Source organism: Pseudoalteromonas sp. SCSIO 43210, from assembly GCF_054133285.1.
In genome coordinates, this window is the sequence record NZ_CP087225.1 from 1,760,879 (window position 1) to 1,778,038 (window position 17,160).

Sequence of the window (17,160 nt, forward strand, 5' to 3'; positions counted from 1 at the left end):
ATTCATTTTTAACTAATATATTTACGTTGTTTATTAAGTAGTGATATTATAGTTAGCCTGCTAACTAATTAAGTGCGCTATGGTTAAAAACATTCCATTTTATGAAACTCTTGATTTAACACTTTGCGGCAATATGGGCCGTGTGCATCGGTTATGCCGTGAAGCGGTAACTGTTGCTGTTGAGCCTTTAGGGTTAACACAGTCGCGCTGGACTGCCTTAATGCATATAAATATGCTCAAAGAGGGCGTTACCCAGTTAGCGCTTTCACAGAGCTTAGGCATAGAGATGCCGTCGCTTACGCGCACGCTCAAACAGTTAGAAGAGCAATCGCTGATTGTGCGCCGCGTAGATGAGCACGATAAACGCAGTAAAAAGCTTTATTTTACCGAGCAAGGTCGCAGCATTTTACACACCTTAAATGAGCGAATAACAGATATTAAAGCGCAGTTATATAATGGTTTTAGTCATGCACAATTAGATGCAATGGCATACGGCTTGGTAAAAATGGAAGAAAACGCACTCAATTGCATTAAATCTCAAACAAAGGCTAAAAATGACACCTGATCAAAAATTTGCCCGCTATGTAAGACTCTCCCTCATTGGGTTTGTTTTAGTGTTTATTTACTATTTAATGGCTGATATTTTTTTACCTGTAACGCCTCAAGCGCGCGTGTATCATCCTGTTGTGCAAATATCGCCACAAATAAGTGGCCGAGTAACTAGTGTATTAGTAAGTAATAACAAACCTGTGAAAGCAGGCGATATTTTGTTTCATATTGACCAAGGACCTTACAACTTAGCGTACGAACAAGCTAAGCTGGCACTTGACGATGCTAAATTACAAAACAAACGACTCGATACAAATGTAAAAGCGCTTGAGGCGCAAATAAGTGCTGCAAAAGCCAAACAACATGAGCAAAAATTATTAAAAAGCCGAGGCGAAAAGCTCTACAAACAAAACTCCATATCAGAGCAAGAGCTTGAAAGTATTCGTGCTAATTATCAAGCAAGCAAAGCAAATGTAGCAGCGTATGAGGCGCAATTATCGGAAGCTATTTTAGCCCGTGGCGAGTCAGGTGATAAAAACTTAGCAATGCGCCATGCTGCAAATCAGTTAGCGCAAGCTGAGTTGAATTTATCGTATACGCAAGTGCGTGCATTGAGTGATGGCATAGTTGCTAACTTACAATTGCTTGATGGTGCATATGCCGTTGCAGGTAAACCGTTATTAGCGATTGTGGCTAAAAAAGCCGACTTAGTTGCCGATTTTAGAGAAAAATCACTGCTGCACATGAAGCGCGGTAGCCTAGCAAAAGTCGTTTTTGATAGTCGCCCTGGAGAGGTTTATGACGCAACACTTGAGGCGTTTGAGGCCGGTGTAAGCAATGGTCAGTTAAGTGCCAATGGTTTGCTCAGTACTACAGAGATCAGTAACCGCTGGGTGCGCGATGCGCAGCGACAACGTATTCATCTAAAATTAGTTAACAACCAAAATTTAATTGAAAATATGCCAAGTGGTGCACGTGCTACAGTGCAATTATTGCCAGAGTCAACTATTGGGCAGTGGTTTGGCGCAGCGCAAATTAGGTTTATTAGTTGGTTACACTACATTTATTAATGGAGGAGGTATGACTCAAGTTGTTAGCCAAGGACCACAATTAGATTCTAATGGCCTTCGCCAAGCACTGCGTATCGCTGGCGGATGTACTATCGGTTTTGCCATTAGTAAATTGATGAATTGGCCAAACGGTATATTTTTTACTGTTTATCCTATGTTGTTACTCGGTATGGTGCCTACATTAAGCCGAGGTGTTATCAATCAATTTATAGCGTCGGCGGCTTTTAGTGCATTTTTAGTGCTTGTAATACAGGGGCTATTTTCTCATTTGCCTGTCGTTATGACGCTACTTGTATTTGGCATATTTTGTTTTTTATTTCATAAAATGAGTAGCGGTAGCGCCTTTTTATTTGGTGCTTTAGGCGTGGTTAGCCTTTCAATTCAACTGCATTTTTCGAGCTATGTTGATCAAGGCAGTAGTATTTATCCGCTGATTTTAAGTAACGGTTTGGCTATCCTACTAACTGTGATTATTGCCGCGATAATGCATGGGGTGTTTCCTGATGTAACCGCAAGGCCCAGTCGAGTAATGCCAGCTAAACCTAAAGAAAGCATTCGCCATGAGGTGCTACTTTGCGCCAGTGTGGCAACGCTTTCGTTTGTGGTTTTTCAGGTGCTTGATTTACAAGATTCAATTTCAGCACAAGCAGCCTCAGTACTTATTTTATTTTCATTGTGTTGGAAAGCAGCAGGTATGGCAGGCTGGCAACGTGCAATTGGTACATTGATTGGTTGCAATGCAGCGCTGTTATCACAGTTGTTTTTGTACAACCATAGCGATTTTTTACTTTTTCCGGTTGCTATATTGTGGATTTTATCCTTTGTGTTTGCACGGTTTCACATTTTAGGCGGCGGTATTCCTGGTATCGGGTTTGGTGTATTAACCACATTTGGTATTTTATTTGGGCAGTCGTTGGGCCCAGGACAAGACTTAATTTACAGTGCGTTGTATCGATTTAGTTCGGTATCGGTGGCGATTATTTTAAGCTTGTGCGCTGTATATGTTATGCATCATTTACTTAATCGCTTTAGTGCAACGCGCCATCATACCTTTGATTAAATAAATTTTAATTATTAAGCCATTTTAAAAACTGCATTTTTACACGCCAGCAAGCTGTGCGTCTACCAGTTAACAAGGTTGCACCGTTTTGTAGACGTAGAGCTTGCTCACGTGAGAAGCAAGGCTTCTAATTATTAAGTTATTTTAAAAACTGCGTTTTTACACGCCAGCAAGCTGCGCGTCTACCAGTTAACAAGGCTGCACGTTTTGTAGACGTAGAGCTTGCTCACGTGAGAAGCAAGGCTTCTAATTATTAAGCAATTTTAAAAACTGCGTTTTTACACGCCAGCAAGCTGTGCGTCTACCAGTTAACAAGGTTACACATTTTGTAGACGTAGAGCTTGCTCACGTGAGAAGCAAGGCTTCTAATCATTAAGTTATTTTAAGAACTGCGTTTTTACACGCCAGCAAGCTGTGCGTCTACCAGTTAACAAGGTTACACCGTTTTGTAGACGTAGAGCTTGCTCACGTGAGAAGCAAGGCTTCTAATTATTAAGTTATTTTAAAACTGCGTTTTTATACGCCAGCAAGCTGTGCGTCTACCAGTTAACAAGGTTGCACGTTTTGTAGACGTAGAGCTTGCTCACGTGAGAAGCAAGGCTTCTGATTATTAAGTTATTTTAAGAACTGCGTTTTTGCACGCCAGCAAGCTGCGCGTCTACCAGTTAACAAGGTTGCACGTTTTGTAGACGTAGAGCTTGCTCACGTGAGAAGCAAGGCTTCTAATTATTAAGTTATTTTAAAAACTGCGTTTTTATACGCCAGCAAGCTGCGCGCCTAGCAGTTAAATTTTCACACTGCCACGCAATGCTTTGTTCTGGCCGTGCTTGGTTTTTTTATCCATGCGTTTGCGCTGAGAATTTCTACTTGGCTTGGTGGCTCTTCGAGCTTTGTTCACCACGGTTGCACTCAAAATAAGATCTTTTAAACGCTTAAGTGCATCATCTCTGTTCAATTCTTGGGTCCGGTGGCTTTGGGCTTTAATTATTAAAACGCCATCTTTAGTGATTCTAGAATCTTTTAAAGCGAGTAAGCGTTCTTTGTAAAAGTCAGGTAATTTAGAGCGATTAATGTCAAAACGTAAGTGTATAGCACTTGCTACTTTGTTAACATTTTGACCACCGGCACCTTGAGAGCGAATAGCTGTAAGCTCTAGTTCCCACTCATCAATTGTGACTGTATTTGAAATTGTTAACATTGTGTTCAGCTCTCGTTGTCAAAAATGCATTATATCATTTGTACATTGACTTAGGGTGAATCAACTAAAATCGTAGTACTTTAGGTCAACTCCCATGAATTGTACTGTAAAATTCGCCAATACATTATTATGTATTGGCATATGCAATTATTTAGTTTCTAATTGCACTGCCCTATCTATTTAGGGCTTCATATAATAATAGCTCCACGATAATAGGAAATGCCTGCATGAAAAAAATACTCGTATCACTTAGTTTGTTAGCAATGAGCTTCTCTGGTGTTGCAAAAGATATCACTGAAGGTGATTTACAAAGCTACATGAAAGCACTACCAGCGGTAACAAGTTGGGCGAGCGCTCAAGATTCTCTAAAAGGGCTGGACCTAGGAAGCATGTTAGGTGCGTCGGCTGACCAAACAACATCAGAGCAAGGTTCACTAGCTAACAGCGCGCTTAGCATGATTAAAGAGCAAGACTTATACAAAAGTTTTGAAGGCGTAACGAGTCGTTACGGTTTTACTCCAGAGCAGTTAATTACTGTCGGTTCTGAAGTGTCTATGGCTTACATCGAAAACCTTAAATCTGGCTTATCTACTGAAAATAAAGAAACAGCAGATAAACTAATGGGTGGTTTTCAAAGTATGAAAAGTGTTAAAGACAAAGGCGCTAGCTCGCTAATGGGCTCATTAGGTAACGCATCAAGTGCCGCTAAATCAAGTGAGCCAGTCGTTAGCGAAAGTAACCTTGAGCTTGTGAGCGAGTACATGCCACAACTTAAAAAGCTTTTTGCACTTCTATAAGTTTTTGTTTTATAAAAAGGTGGCTTTTGCCACCTTTTTAATGCCTAAAATAATTTATAAACAGATGCATAAAGTTTATTTACTTCTACAATTTAATTATCTGTATTTTTAGGTGTAATGTATGAAGCAATGGCATGTGGTTATTGGTTTATTCTTTATTTTTACTGGGTATTTTTCGGTATCCACGTACGCAAAATCAACCCAAGCTTTTAGTGCTGGAGTTATTGCTCAGGAGCAAATATTTCCAATAAAAGTATTGCAGCTTGGTAATTATGCGCGTTGTGCTGTTGTTTCTGCACAAAAAGAAGATGCATTTTATTCTGCTTGTTATATAAAAAAACAGTCTCAATCCAATTGGATTGCAGAATCGGCGGGTGCACGCTGCGAAATAAGGTGTATAACGCATCTTGACAAAAATGGCCTCTCACAAACGACATACTTTACAGCTCAATAATACTAATTTTAATTAATATATGAGTATTTTAAGCGCCAAATAACTCATTAATTTAAGGTTATTTGTATAAGTCGCTCCAGGATTTTTTTATTGGTGTAGAGCCTTCGTTTATTTGCCGACTAGTTAAAGCGCTACATGCGCTCTGTGGTTGCTCAATATGTGGGCCTGAGAGTAATAAAAAATATTTTTTACCATTAATATTTCTGTTGATAGTGAACAGTGGAAAATCAGCTTTTATCAATTGAGGTTTTATTGTTTTTTTAGAGGTATACGCGGCATATTGACAATAATAGAGCTCTTTCGTATCACTTTTTTGCTCTCCCCATGCGTGCATTAGTTGCCAATCTGTAGATGTATAACGTCTAGCGTCGACCATAAAGCTGCCATGTAATGCAGGCGTTGAGTAGACATCGTTAATTGTTTTTTGCGCGTCTTGGGCGTTTGCATAAGGGCCTGTTACTAAATAGTAACTGTTGCGGGTTTGATGTTTATATAATTTTAAAGGATGCGCTTTTGAGTCAATTTCCTTTGCTACTATTACTGCCGATTCAAATTTTTTAAATACACCAAGCTGAACAAAAAAAGACTTTTCTGATAACTTATCAACTAACTCTATTGAGTCTATTGCATTGTTTTTAGGTTGCAGAACGATATCTTTTAGAATAATAGTATCACCTGTTTTTGAGGTAACAACGCGCTCTGGTAAGTTTTTAGTAACGAGGTTTTTTATATTTAATGTATTTGCTTCAACTTCAATTTTGTAGTTTCCTTGACTCACATTAGAAAAATAATAATACCCGTCGTACTCGGTAGTTGTTGTGTATTCTTTGTCGCCATTAATTTGCTTTAAAAAAACGGTTACGCCTGGAACAGGTTTACTTTTATCGTTATTTTCAAAATAAACAGTCCCTTCTACTTCATTAAAAATAACCATTGGTACATCAACTTTAGTCTGACCTCCTCGGTGAGCGTAGGTTTTTATTTTTCCAAGTACAGGTTGCAAATATGGATTAGGTAAAGTGCGTAAATCGACCTCTAAAATTTGCCCGCCGTGACTACTTGGCAGTAGCGCTTTACCTGTATTGTTAGTGAATTTATTTCGCCATAAATAATTACCGGTAAAGCGAACGTCTTCTAATGCTTCATCACCTTGATCAAATACTCGATTTTCGTTCCAGTCAATAAAAGCAGATGCTTCAAGCTGTCCGCCGCTAAGAGCTCGTGGGGTGTCAAATATCATATCTAACTCAAGATGATCAAAGCTAAATGTGCCGTTTAAACCTAATGACACGCGCCAATCACCACGACTATCGTATTGGCCTGAGACTTGAACATTAAAAATATCATAGCGATAAGTATACTGATGGCTTAGTTGCGCGGTCGCTGATGAATCAGGGTTATACGATAACTGGGTTTGGTTAAAGGTCTGTTGTGTTTGCGGCCAACGTAAATTACTACGCAGGCTAACAAGCTTTCCCCCATTTATAGGCAGCCAATCGAGTGTATTTGTCCACTTCCAAGAAGCGATATCAATAGATGAATAAAGTTGATTGGTTAATTCATCTTCTTGCTCATCATAAAAAAGGCGTCCAGCCCATGTACCACCAATGTGATTTTTATTGATACCTAATGAAAATGTATTGTTGTTTGATTTATTTTCACGATTTTCGTTAAGCCATTTCATATTCCAGTTTAAAGAGTCAAACGAATCAGAACGACCATTTAGACTAATCGATAATTTATTTTTAAGCACATTATTTTGTGGTAAAAACAATGCGCTCGAGAAATCATCTAAGGCGGTATATTCTAAATTGACGTTTACGTCGTTATAAAAATCATTAGAGAACAAGCCCCTAAAGCCTGCATAATAAGCGCTGCCAGCATTGAGTTGTTTGCTAGATAAAAATCGATAGCTGCCATGCTCCGTAAGTATATTTAATCCTGATGATATATAGCGAGAGCGCTCATCAGATGCTAGTTGAGTGATTTGTGCATCATAGGTTAAATTTTCACTGATCCCATATGAAACACTGGCTTTAAACGTGTCACTAAATGTATTTTGAGTATTTTGGTTGTTATCAAATACGCTTTTATCTGTTTCAATTAACTCAACTTGATAGCTTATTTTCCCTGGTGATAGGGCATCCTGCCCTATCGTGTATTTTTGAGTGCGTGTAATTTGCTCACCTTGGGGGCCAAAAAGCTTTATTTCAAAAATATTATTGCCATAAAATGTTTCTATATCGATAAACTTAACTAAATTATCGTCATTTGCTTGTGTGGTCGCTAAAAATTGCCCATTGCGATATAGCTCAGCTTGCCAACCGGGTAAAGCGGGTTCTTCAATGGTTATTGACGAAAAATTTTGTGCTGAGCGTGGATCGGCATTCGAGATATAAATACCTCTGCCTTGGCTTGAAGCTGTCGTCAGCTGATCTGATTGAGATTGAATATCACCTAATTGATAATGAATGCGAGCTAATGAATGATCTTCATCGGTTAAGCTAAAGTCTTTGCTAATTTTAAAAAACGTATTATCGCTGTTTTCATTTTTATTAAACCGAACCTCTGCTCGATGGTGAAATAAATCAAAATAGCTGTTGAGCCTAATTAAACCCTTATAACGTGCTTGCTTAGATGTGGCACTTGATGAAACCGTGTACTCAGAAATTGGGTATGTTAGTAAACGGTATTGATCTTCAATAAAGTGATCATATTGCGGGGCTATAACCTGCTTATGTGTGACAGTTATGCTTTTTTTATCATTTGTGGTGCTTAATAAATCGCTCATAAAGGTGACTTGCATGAGCGAGTAATCAAATATTGAGTCGGTTTCTAAAAGCGTATTAATAACGGATAAGTCTACGTAGTAGTCGTAATCATCTTTAGCCCAAAAAGATGCTGTTGGTGTTACCGGTTGTTTTGTTAGCAAAGTTGAACTTAGCGTTAGCTCAGTTGCGTCAACTGTTGCAGTTAAGCTATTTTCGGTAACGCTAAAGTTAATGCCCATCGTTGATTTAAGAACACTTATTGGTAGCAACAGCTTATTTGATGGCGTGTAGTAAGCTTCTAAGTCGGATACCACTGAACGGCCATTTACTTTTACATTTACGATCACGAACGCCTCTTCATCAATAGTCCATTGATGAAGAGGCGTTAGCTCATTAGCGACTAATGTTTGAGGCACAATAACAATGAGCAACAAACTAATTAAAGCGCCATAACGCAATGCGTTTAGCTTAAACACGTGTTATTGAATATTAACGGGTATTGCTAACTCAATATTGCCACCATATTGGGGATTTTCTTTGTATTTAAGTGTAAGCGGACCGACAACGGGCTGTTGCAACGAAATATAGACTTTACGACGCGATAAAGGCGTATAAACGGCTACGTTTGTTACTTCCCCAACAGATAAGTTATTACTGTCTAGCAGTTCAAAATTGCCATATAACGAACGATTTCCCGTTAGCGTTTGCCAAAACGTAACGGTTGGTCGACCATTTTGGCTAATTAGTTGTGGGTTGATTAGTTGCGAATCAGCTTCTAACTGCCCATGGCGCACAATTACCGGAACGCTGTAAGATATTTTAGGGCGTATGGTTATTCCTTCTGCATTAGGGGCTGGTGCTTCTGACGCAACTATTTTAAGTACCGCTCTGTATTCTCCTGCGGGTAATTCTGCTTTTTTTCGTACCGTCATTCTTATAGCTTGCATGCCTTTTGGCGCTATAGAACCACGGCGTGGAGAAAAGCGTAACATGCCAGCAGCAGAACGACCCTCTACTTGCTTAGGTGTTGCATCTATTAGTGACCCTTCTTCGGTCATGTCTTTGTGCGTGATACTAAGTTTAAAGTCGAGGTTTTTATCAGATGTATTTCTGATCATTAATGAATTATTTTTAGTTCGTCCATCAAAATATAAACGATATTCAGATAGAGAAAGATTAGCACTGCAAATTTGAGGTAATAGAAGAGTCAGGCAAAGCGTTGCCCAGCGAAAAAATTTAAAACTCATGAGACAACTCAACAACATGATAAAGCAAAAATGTGGAGCATTAAGCTCCACACAATTTATATTATTAGTAGCCTAGGGCTATAATAATATAAGAAATAATATTACTGAAAAGATACATCGACAGTGTAGTCTACTTCATAAGCAGCGCCAGCAGTAAGATCGGCAGCTACTGTCATATCACCATAAACACCGATTACGATATCAGTTGCGCTTGCATCAGTTGTAAATGCAGAAGCAACAGTATCAGCCGTTGTTACAGTTGAAGTACCATCAGTGGCAGTCGTTACTGGAGCGAAAGTAAGGTTGGCACTTGTACTGCCTGATACAGTGATGTTCATTGCTGAATTTGGAGCCAAACCTGAAACAGTTACGCCACCTAATTGAATGTTTGCGTCTGAAGCATCACAATCGCCCGTTACTGCGCCAGCATTATCCATTGTACAAGTAGAACCTGTAGCTAAACGAATTTTACCAAAATGTACTTTGTTATTTTCTAAAAAAGTTGGTTCGCTCCAACCATTTACACTTGCTTGTAATGTTTCGCTAGATGCAAGTAAAGAAGTCGAAGTCATAGCGAGTAAAGCGGTTGCTGCAAAAATTTTTTTATTCATAATTTTTCCGTATTTAAATAATTATTATTGTATTACGTCCTTGTTTAATCTCATTTTCTAAGAGCTCGTAATCCATTGGCGCCAATTTAAACACAGGAAGTGCATTTTTTAAATGTTTTATTAACAAATGCAACTTTAAGGATGATAAATAAGAAAAAATCATTAGCAATAAAAGTTGGTTAATTTATTTGTGGTTGTTTTTAAAGCAAAAAAAGTATGTTTTTTTACAGATATAAGGCAAGAGGATTTCTTTTTGTTAATATATTGCTAGGTTATTTGCAATGATAAACTTAAGCCCACAACAATTTTTGGGCGTGAGTTTATTTAAGACATTTTACGAAGTGTAGTCAGCGGGGCTATACGTAAAATCCAATGTAAAAATGCCCATGGCCACGTTGGTATAAAGCTGTTGGCTTTTTCTTTATTTATAGCTGTTACAAGTGCTTTACAGCCTGTTTCAGTATCGACAATAAAGGGCACTGTTTTTACTTTTTCGTTTATTTCACTTCTAATAAAACCGGGGTGCACACAACTTACCTTTATTGGTGTATTTATTACGTCTATGCGAATGCCTTCGCTCAGTGATGTTATTGCAGCTTTGGTCGCTGCATATACCGTCATAGCGCGTCTAAAACCACGCACTGCGCTAATTGACGAAATAGTCACTAAGTGCCCGTGGTTTTGCGCTCTAAAAATCTCCATTGCAGCTTCGGCCTGCGCCAATGCTGCTACAAAGTTGGTCTCAGCGGTTTGTTTATTGGCAGTAAAATAGCCTGTACCAATAGATGCGCCCTTACCCATTCCTGCATTTATAATGATGCGGTCAAGCCCGTTAAACTCTTCATTAAAGGCTTTAAACACGCAAAACACTTGCTCGTGGTTGTTTACATCAAGCACTTTGATGCTGACGGCAATGTTAGGATTTACTTGCTCAAGTTCGGCTTTTAACAGCTCTAATAATTCATATCGGCGAGCGCATAGAGCAAGGTTACAGCCTTTTTTAGCAAACTCTTTTGCCATGCCTTTTCCTAAGCCGGAACTTGCACCTGTTATTAGTATATTTTTGCGCATTATATTTGCTCCTTAGGTATAGGTAATTAATTTTTGTTGTGGGTATTGCTCTAAAAAGTGATGCTCGTTTAAGCTGCTTATACCTAACTTACGGCTTGATCCTCTGCCTCGCGCCACAACTTTAGTAACACCTGCGTTAACTAAACCCCAATTAATATCAATAAAGCGCTCAAGCTTTAATCCTATTAAATGACTGGTAATAATACTAATAGGCCCGCCTGACGTATAAATAATGACTTTTTTACCATCATGTTCTTTGGCTATTTTTTCAAGCGCACCCAATACTCGAGCACAAAAAGCATTAAAGCACTCTTTATAGATCGTGCTGTCAGGATTAAACATCCACTGCTCTATGGCGTTAATAAATACTGTTTTAAAATACTCCATTGGGTCGGCTTGCTTACTAAGCACGGCACGTATTTGGCTTGGAGTGGTAAGCTCAGGATTAGAAACCGCTAAAATATGCTCGTGGTCGTACTCATTTAAGCGCGCATCATTAATTACAGCGGACGTATTATTAAGTGAAGCTAAACTGAGTTCTGCGGTTTGATTGTGGCGCTGCATAGTGCCTGTAATTACTACATCGGGTATGAGTTGTTTTTGCGCTAAATACTCGCCCACTAATGTAGCTTGTTGTTGCCCTTTTACCGAAAGGTTATCGTAATCATCTGCGCCAAAGCTTGCCTGCCCATGGCGTACTAAATATAAAATACACATTAGGCGTTTCCTTGATTGTTAATGGCTTTTTTACAGCGCCATAAAAGGTAATGCACAAATACCCAAAAGTTTTTAAATGCCGGATTTGTTGTTTGCCCATGATGATAACGATAATAAATTTGCTGAACTATGCCTGCTAATCTAAACAAGCCGTACACTTCGTAAAAAGTGAAATCGTCGACTGTAATATTCATTTTTTTACAGTAATAAGCCACAACTTCTTTTCGTGTCAGCATGCCTTTTAAATGTGTTGGTTGTCGGCGTGTAGCTTGCGCTAAAAAGTCATCCCCAGGCTCTACCCAATACGCGAGTGTGTTACCCAAATCCATTAATGGATCGCCAAGTGTGGCGAGTTCCCAATCTAAAATACCCCGTACTTTGGTGTAGTCGTTGACATCAAGCACAACGTTATCAAATCTAAAATCGTTATGAGTAATACAAATATGCTCAGTGGCAGGCATATTATTATGAAGCCACTTAATGACTTTTTTACCACTGGGGACATTCCATGTTTTTGCTTTTATAAAGCGCTCACTCCAACCGCTAATTTGGCGTTGTGTATACCCTTCGCCTTTACCTAAGTGACTTAAATTAGCGTGTTTGTAATCAACTTTGTGTAGTTCTATTAAGCAGTCGAGTACATTTTCGCAAAGCTGTTTTGTGCGCTCAGGTGTTGTAGTTAGTTCGCGCGGGAAATTTCTACGCGCAATAATGCCGGTTAGCTTTTCCATTACATAAAAGTCGGTGCCGAGTATGCGCTGATCTTCGCAAAATACTTTCATTGTTGGCACGTAGCTGTAAACCGGTTTTAGTGCTTGTTGTAGTTTAAACTCACGGCCCATATTGTGAGCGCCTTTGGCTTTAGTGCCTTTTGGGGCACGGCGTAAAATAAGCGACTGCTCTGGGTAGTCAAGGCTGTAGGTCCAATTTGACGCGCCACCGGCATATTGCGTAACACTTGGCTCACCGCTTAAATTACTCATGTGCAGCTTAAGCCAGACATTTACTTTTTGTATATCGAGCTCTTCGCCTTGGCGTACGCTTTTGGCTTGATCTAATAATTGTGTGTTCATCGTTGGCCTTTTATTATTTTGATTTTAAGCGCTGCATAGAACGTGTTTTTTTCAGCATGTTTTTAATGTAGCACTCAACAGGTAAGAGCTTTTTCATTAAAAACGCCTGTTTACCTAATTTATGGGTCAAAATTAAAAATGGCCGTTTGAGTGATTGCGTGTAAATAATATCAGCCACTTGCTGGGCATTAATTGGGGAGCGTTCAAATGCACGGTTAAGCATAGTTCGCATAGCAGGCTCGCTTGTGCGCATTGATTCGTTTAAGTTGGTTTTAAAAAAGCTGGGGCACACAACGCTCACATCAATGTTGTCGTGAACTAATTCAAGCTTTAAGGTTTCGCTAAAGCTAACCACGGCAGCTTTTACTGCATTGTAACTACTCATAAACGGAATAGGCGTAAGACCAGCCTGTGAGGCAATGTTAATAAAGTAACCTTTACCTTGTTGTTTAAATACGGGATAAAAGGTTTTACAAACACGCACCACCGAAAGCAGATTAATATCCATTATCCACTGCCATTGCTCAATTGTCTCGCCCTCAAGTGAACCGCCGGTAGCAACGCCGGCGTTATTAATAACGATATCTACGCCTTGCCATTTGGTTTGTATTATATCGCGCAAGCTCTCTATATCAGCTTGCTTAGTTATATCGCAGGCGTAATAAAACGCATCGGCTTTTAATGCTTGCAGCTCGGCAATTGTCGCTGCTGCGCGCTCGGCGTTTATATCGGCAATACAAATTTGTAAGTTGGCGCCTAAGTTATTTGCATAACTTAGTGCTAATGCTTTACCAAGCCCTGTTGCTCCACCTGTTATTATGAGTCTTGTTTTCATGTGGTAGCCTTAGCGGTATTTGTTTATTTCGAGGCGAGAAACCATACCCATATGTACTTCATCGGGGCCATCAGCAAGGCGTAAAATACGCCCCATTGCATTAAACGATGCGATAGGGAAATCGCTCGACACCCCTGCCCCCCCAAATATTTGCATAGCCATATCAGACACCATTTGCAACATGTTTGGTACCACTACTTTTATGCTCGATATTTCGGTCATGGCGTGTTTAACACCAACGGTGTCTATTTTCCATGCTGCATGTAAAGTAAGTAGCCGAGCTTGATCGATTGCCATACGCGCTTGTGCTACTCGCTCTAAGTTACCACCGAGCTTTATAAGCTGCTTACCAAAAGCACTGCGCGACATACCTCGCTTAATCATCATTTCTAAACAGCGCTCTGCTGCGCCAATAGCGCGCATACAATGATGAATACGCCCAGGCCCTAAACGTCCTTGTGCAATAGCAAAGCCTTTACCTAAGCCTAAAATAAGATTTTTTTTTGGTACGCGTACGTTATTAAATTCCATTTCGCCGTGGCCGTATGGAGGGTCAAAATCACCACAAGCACTTAGCATACGTTTAATATTTACACCCGACGTATTTAGCGGCACCAATACCATTGAGTGCTGACTGTGTTTATCGTTTTCTGGATTGGAAAGTCCCATAAAAATAGCCACTTGCGCATTAGGGTGGCCAAGTCCTGTAGTCCACCACTTTTTACCATTTAAAATTAGGTCGTCGCCATCAACATCTATTGTTGCTTGCATATTTGTTGCATCTGAGGAAGCTACCTCGGGTTCGGTCATGGCAAATACAGAGCGTATTTCACCGTTTAATAATGGTGTTAGCCATTGATGTTTTTGCTCATCGTTTGCAAAGTGATATAGCACTTCCATATTGCCGGTGTCGGGGGCGTTGCAATTAAAAACGTCTGATGCAAATAAACAATGCCCCATTTGCTCTGCAATGGGAGCATATTCAAGGCAACTCAAACCTTGTGCTAACGTGCTATCGGGTAAAAATAAATTCCAAAGCCCAGCTTGTTTTGCTCTTGCTTTTAATAGATCAATCTGAGGTGCTAATTGCCAGCTTGTCCAATCGTTTGTGCTATTTTTTGCGTGGTTGTGCGCAACGACTGTTTGCTCAACAGGGAGTACGTGATCTTGCATAAATGCTTTAACACGATTTAAGTAATCTTGGCTCTTTTGGCTTGGCTCAAAGTTCATACGGTTGCTCTGTTTATTTAAAACCTAAATTCAGCATAAAACATTCGATCCAATGAATTAAATGAAATATATTACCAATCAAATGTGAATTATATTCATAAGTTAAAGGGCGTAAACTCGAATGATAGAAGCTAAAAATATTCAGCAGCTCGATTTAAATCTTCTTAAAATATTTGAGAGTTTGTACTTTGAGAAAAACATGAGCGAAACAGCCAAGGTTTTATATATAACCCCTTCAGCGGTAAGCCATGCGATTAAACGCCTGCGCAGCGTATTGAACGATCCTTTATTTGAACGCCAAGGGCAATTAATGCTGCCAACACCTGCGTGTCAACGCATGGCGCCTGCGCTAATAGATTTACTCGAAAAGTTACGCCAAGTATTACAAGCGTGTGGTGAGTTTGATTTAGCCACTACCGCTCAAACTTTTAAAATAGCGCTGCACGATGCTATTGAGCCAATAGTACTGCCTAAACTACAACTAATACTTGCTGAACACGCGCCAAAGGCAACGCTTGCCAGCGTAAAATTGAACCGTGATGATATGCACAAACAATTGGCTAATCATCAAATTGATATAGCAATAGATGTAGCCAGAGCAATTAAATCACCTATTAGCCATGCCGTACTTTCGAGCGATCACTTTTGTGTATTAATGAAAAAAGATCACTCACTTAAAAACCAATTAAATATAGATAATTACTTAACGGCCAAACATGTAGCTGTATCTAACAGACCAACGGGTACGGTTATTGAGGATATAGCATTATTACAGTTAAGCTTAAATCGTGAGGTTGCTATACGTTGTCAAACGTATTTTTCAGCAAAAGAGGTAATAAAAAATTCACCATTTTTACTCACTTTGCCCTCCATGGTGGCAAGTCAGCTACTTGATGAAACTTTAATTGCGCGTCCAGTACCAACTACCATGCCTACTATTTATCAGCACTTATATTGGCACCAAAATACAGATAAAGACGATGCATTAATATGGCTACGCAGCCAAGTAGAAAGTATATTTAAGCGTTAAGTACAGCTTATAACGACACTTAAAAATCATTCTCAAGTGGATTTGTTTTAAGTCTACAGCAAAGTCTAATAATGAATTTATATTTGTAGATGTCTAGGGCATGTTTATACTAATCTGCTTATATAGGCAGATTAGTATAAACATGGCAAATATGCGGCTGCTCTTTGGAGGCGTCCTTGGGGCGACTTACTCTTTATTGCCTATATGGTGGTAAGGGATATCATCAGGACGCAGGAGCAGTTACCGAGTCTCGTGATTAAATAATCCCTAGATAGAGCAAACTTTAATCCGCAAAGGTTAACAGGTCCAAGCGTGGAGAGTGAAATGTGTCCGTGTAAAGTAAATCTTAAGAATAAACAGAGCTTACACAAGCAATAATAAGCCCTGCTTTTTAGCTATAACTACATGGTGCGTTTATTTTTAAGCTTTAATCCGCCAATTAACAGCAGTGGCCCTATAAACATTGCCAGGCCATAAATACCGCCAGTAACTGCGTATTCTGGTTTATTTAAAAAACTAATCGCAATTAAAATAGCCAGTGATGCATTTTGAATCCCAACCTCAATAGAAAGAGTTAGTGAATCGGTTAAATTTAATTTTGAACACATAGCAATTAACCAACCTACAATCATCGAGCCTATATTCAGTGCAATACATGCCCAAAATACATCGTTAAATGAGCTAACTAATAAAGCGCGCTCTTTTATTACCAATGCGGCAATCATAATGAGCATAAAAAACAATGAGAAGCGTCTAAAAAACGGTTCTGTTTTAATAGCAAAATCATTTTTAAAATGGCGTAACCAAATACCTACAGCAACAGGCACTAAGGTAATAAAAAATAACCCAAGTGATGTCGTCAAAATAGAAAAACTAGCGTTATCTGCTGGCGCAAACTGGCTCATAGCAAAGCCGATAATAAACGGTGTGGTTATTATACTAATAGCGGTGGAAGCGGCTGTTAAGCTTACCGAAAGTGCTAAGTTAGCTTTAGCGAGCTGGCTTACTACATTTGACATGGTGCCGCCGGGACAAGCGGCTAATATCATTAAACCAATGGCTATAGGTGTTGATAAGTTAAGTAAATAGCATAGGCCTAATGCCAATAAAGGCATTGCTACAAGTTGGCCAATTAAACCCATAACGATGGCGAGTGGGCTTTTAAATAACCGGGTAAAGTCGTTTGTAGTGAGCCCAAGTCCCATGCCAAACATAATAAGTGCAAGGGCGAGCGGAAGTATTACTTCAGTTAATATAGATGCATTCAAATTAGGTAACCTCGTTTGTTATTGTTTTTAATTAGAGTGTTAATTTTTAAGTTAACTGTATACCAATTCGCTTAATTAAGTGATCTATTTTGAGGATGGAAAAACGTGTTGATAGCTAGGCAAAAAATTCGCTATTTAGTTGTTCTCGGCAATTGCTCCTGCATTGCTCTACCTTCTGC

At 39.3% G+C, this 17,160-nt stretch carries 16 protein-coding genes; 6 read left to right on the top strand and 10 right to left on the bottom strand.

What is annotated here, in order from left to right:
• The first annotated feature begins 79 nt into the window (after positions 1 to 79).
• The 3 genes from LOS73_RS07600 to LOS73_RS07610 are packed head-to-tail and all read left to right on the top strand — an operon-like array spanning position 80 to position 2,679.
• Entirely contained in the window at positions 80 to 565 is a 486-nt protein-coding gene (locus LOS73_RS07600) for a MarR family transcriptional regulator (RefSeq protein ID WP_149606743.1), read from the top strand.
• On the top strand, positions 555 to 1,619 hold the full coding sequence (locus tag LOS73_RS07605) for an HlyD family secretion protein (protein ID WP_008139130.1): 1,065 nt from the start codon (positions 555 to 557) through the stop codon (positions 1,617 to 1,619). Before LOS73_RS07600 ends, LOS73_RS07605 begins: the two co-directional genes overlap by 11 nt.
• 10 nt (positions 1,620 to 1,629) lie before the next feature.
• Positions 1,630 to 2,679 (top strand): DUF2955 domain-containing protein, encoded by a 1,050-nt coding sequence (locus LOS73_RS07610; RefSeq protein ID WP_457934776.1) that lies wholly within the window; start codon positions 1,630 to 1,632, stop codon positions 2,677 to 2,679.
• 784 nt (positions 2,680 to 3,463) lie between these two features.
• Here LOS73_RS07610 and arfB read toward each other — a convergent pair.
• Positions 3,464 to 3,877: an alternative ribosome rescue aminoacyl-tRNA hydrolase ArfB gene (arfB, locus tag LOS73_RS07615; RefSeq protein ID WP_007376712.1), complete on the bottom strand. Its 414-nt coding sequence runs from the start codon at positions 3,875 to 3,877 to the stop codon at positions 3,464 to 3,466.
• A gap of 227 nt (positions 3,878 to 4,104) precedes the next feature.
• On the opposite strand from arfB, the gene LOS73_RS07620 reads away from it, so the two are divergent.
• Together LOS73_RS07620 and LOS73_RS07625 are read left to right on the top strand one after the other, a co-directional pair.
• Positions 4,105 to 4,674, top strand: coding sequence for a hypothetical protein (locus tag LOS73_RS07620; RefSeq protein WP_033040837.1), 570 nt, complete (start codon positions 4,105 to 4,107; stop codon positions 4,672 to 4,674).
• A 121-nt stretch (positions 4,675 to 4,795) separates the two neighbouring features.
• Complete coding sequence (locus tag LOS73_RS07625) at positions 4,796 to 5,128, top strand: hypothetical protein (protein ID WP_033040836.1); 333 nt, start codon at positions 4,796 to 4,798, stop codon at positions 5,126 to 5,128.
• A gap of 58 nt (positions 5,129 to 5,186) precedes the next feature.
• On the opposite strand, the gene LOS73_RS07630 is transcribed toward LOS73_RS07625, so the two are convergent.
• The 8 genes from LOS73_RS07630 to LOS73_RS07665 all read right to left on the bottom strand — a co-directional run bounded on the left by LOS73_RS07630 (position 5,187) and on the right by LOS73_RS07665 (position 14,683).
• Entirely contained in the window at positions 5,187 to 8,375 is a 3,189-nt protein-coding gene (locus LOS73_RS07630) for an SdrD B-like domain-containing protein (protein ID WP_457934777.1), read from the bottom strand.
• 3 nt (positions 8,376 to 8,378) lie between these two features.
• The gene (locus tag LOS73_RS07635) at positions 8,379 to 9,146 is read right to left on the bottom strand and encodes a fimbrial biogenesis chaperone (protein ID WP_008139447.1); all 768 of its coding nucleotides are present in this window, start codon (positions 9,144 to 9,146) and stop codon (positions 8,379 to 8,381) included.
• Positions 9,147 to 9,247: 101 nt separating this feature from the next.
• Entirely contained in the window at positions 9,248 to 9,757 is a 510-nt protein-coding gene (locus tag LOS73_RS07640) for a hypothetical protein (protein WP_008139445.1), read from the bottom strand.
• A 324-nt stretch (positions 9,758 to 10,081) separates the two neighbouring features.
• On the bottom strand, positions 10,082 to 10,828 hold the full coding sequence (locus tag LOS73_RS07645) for an SDR family oxidoreductase (protein ID WP_457934778.1): 747 nt from the start codon (positions 10,826 to 10,828) through the stop codon (positions 10,082 to 10,084).
• Between the two features lie 12 nt (positions 10,829 to 10,840).
• Positions 10,841 to 11,545 carry a histidine phosphatase family protein gene (locus tag LOS73_RS07650; protein WP_306723980.1) on the bottom strand — a complete coding sequence of 235 codons (705 nt, stop codon included), beginning with the start codon at positions 11,543 to 11,545 and terminating at the stop codon, positions 10,841 to 10,843.
• A complete protein-coding gene (locus LOS73_RS07655; RefSeq protein ID WP_306723981.1) occupies positions 11,545 to 12,618 on the bottom strand; it encodes a phosphotransferase family protein in 1,074 nt (357 codons plus the stop codon). The genes LOS73_RS07650 and LOS73_RS07655 overlap by 1 nt, the downstream gene beginning before the upstream one ends.
• A gap of 13 nt (positions 12,619 to 12,631) precedes the next feature.
• Positions 12,632 to 13,453, bottom strand: coding sequence for an SDR family oxidoreductase (locus tag LOS73_RS07660; RefSeq protein WP_007376702.1), 822 nt, complete (start codon positions 13,451 to 13,453; stop codon positions 12,632 to 12,634).
• A 9-nt stretch (positions 13,454 to 13,462) separates the two neighbouring features.
• Positions 13,463 to 14,683 (bottom strand): acyl-CoA dehydrogenase family protein, encoded by a 1,221-nt coding sequence (locus tag LOS73_RS07665; protein WP_008139433.1) that lies wholly within the window; start codon positions 14,681 to 14,683, stop codon positions 13,463 to 13,465.
• Between the two features lie 121 nt (positions 14,684 to 14,804).
• Here LOS73_RS07665 and LOS73_RS07670 point away from each other — a divergent pair, with 121 nt between their 5' ends.
• Positions 14,805 to 15,713, top strand: a complete 909-nt coding sequence (locus LOS73_RS07670) for a LysR family transcriptional regulator (protein ID WP_337150101.1) — start codon at positions 14,805 to 14,807, stop codon at positions 15,711 to 15,713.
• Between the two features lie 401 nt (positions 15,714 to 16,114).
• Here the strand turns inward: LOS73_RS07670 and LOS73_RS07675 are convergent, their stop codons facing one another.
• Positions 16,115 to 16,981: a bile acid:sodium symporter family protein gene (locus LOS73_RS07675; RefSeq protein ID WP_457934779.1), complete on the bottom strand. Its 867-nt coding sequence runs from the start codon at positions 16,979 to 16,981 to the stop codon at positions 16,115 to 16,117.
• Positions 16,982 to 17,160: the final 179 nt, after the last annotated feature.

Excerpts from the sequence above, each read along its gene's own strand:
- LOS73_RS07600 (WP_149606743.1), top strand. The coding sequence starts at position 80 with ATGGTTAAAAACATTCCATTTTATGAAACTCTTGATTTAACACTTTGC.
- LOS73_RS07605 (WP_008139130.1), top strand. The coding sequence starts at position 555 with ATGACACCTGATCAAAAATTTGCCCGCTATGTAAGACTCTCCCTCATT.
- LOS73_RS07610 (WP_457934776.1), top strand. The coding sequence starts at position 1,630 with ATGACTCAAGTTGTTAGCCAAGGACCACAATTAGATTCTAATGGCCTT.
- arfB (WP_007376712.1), bottom strand. The coding sequence starts at position 3,877 with ATGTTAACAATTTCAAATACAGTCACAATTGATGAGTGGGAACTAGAG.
- LOS73_RS07620 (WP_033040837.1), top strand. The coding sequence starts at position 4,105 with ATGAAAAAAATACTCGTATCACTTAGTTTGTTAGCAATGAGCTTCTCT.
- LOS73_RS07625 (WP_033040836.1), top strand. The coding sequence starts at position 4,796 with ATGAAGCAATGGCATGTGGTTATTGGTTTATTCTTTATTTTTACTGGG.
- LOS73_RS07635 (WP_008139447.1), bottom strand. The coding sequence starts at position 9,146 with ATGAGTTTTAAATTTTTTCGCTGGGCAACGCTTTGCCTGACTCTTCTA.
- LOS73_RS07640 (WP_008139445.1), bottom strand. The coding sequence starts at position 9,757 with ATGAATAAAAAAATTTTTGCAGCAACCGCTTTACTCGCTATGACTTCG.
- LOS73_RS07645 (WP_457934778.1), bottom strand. The coding sequence starts at position 10,828 with ATGCGCAAAAATATACTAATAACAGGTGCAAGTTCCGGCTTAGGAAAA.
- LOS73_RS07650 (WP_306723980.1), bottom strand. The coding sequence starts at position 11,545 with ATGTGTATTTTATATTTAGTACGCCATGGGCAGGCAAGCTTTGGCGCA.
- LOS73_RS07655 (WP_306723981.1), bottom strand. The coding sequence starts at position 12,618 with ATGAACACACAATTATTAGATCAAGCCAAAAGCGTACGCCAAGGCGAA.
- LOS73_RS07660 (WP_007376702.1), bottom strand. The coding sequence starts at position 13,453 with ATGAAAACAAGACTCATAATAACAGGTGGAGCAACAGGGCTTGGTAAA.
- LOS73_RS07665 (WP_008139433.1), bottom strand. The coding sequence starts at position 14,683 with ATGAACTTTGAGCCAAGCCAAAAGAGCCAAGATTACTTAAATCGTGTT.
- LOS73_RS07670 (WP_337150101.1), top strand. The coding sequence starts at position 14,805 with ATGATAGAAGCTAAAAATATTCAGCAGCTCGATTTAAATCTTCTTAAA.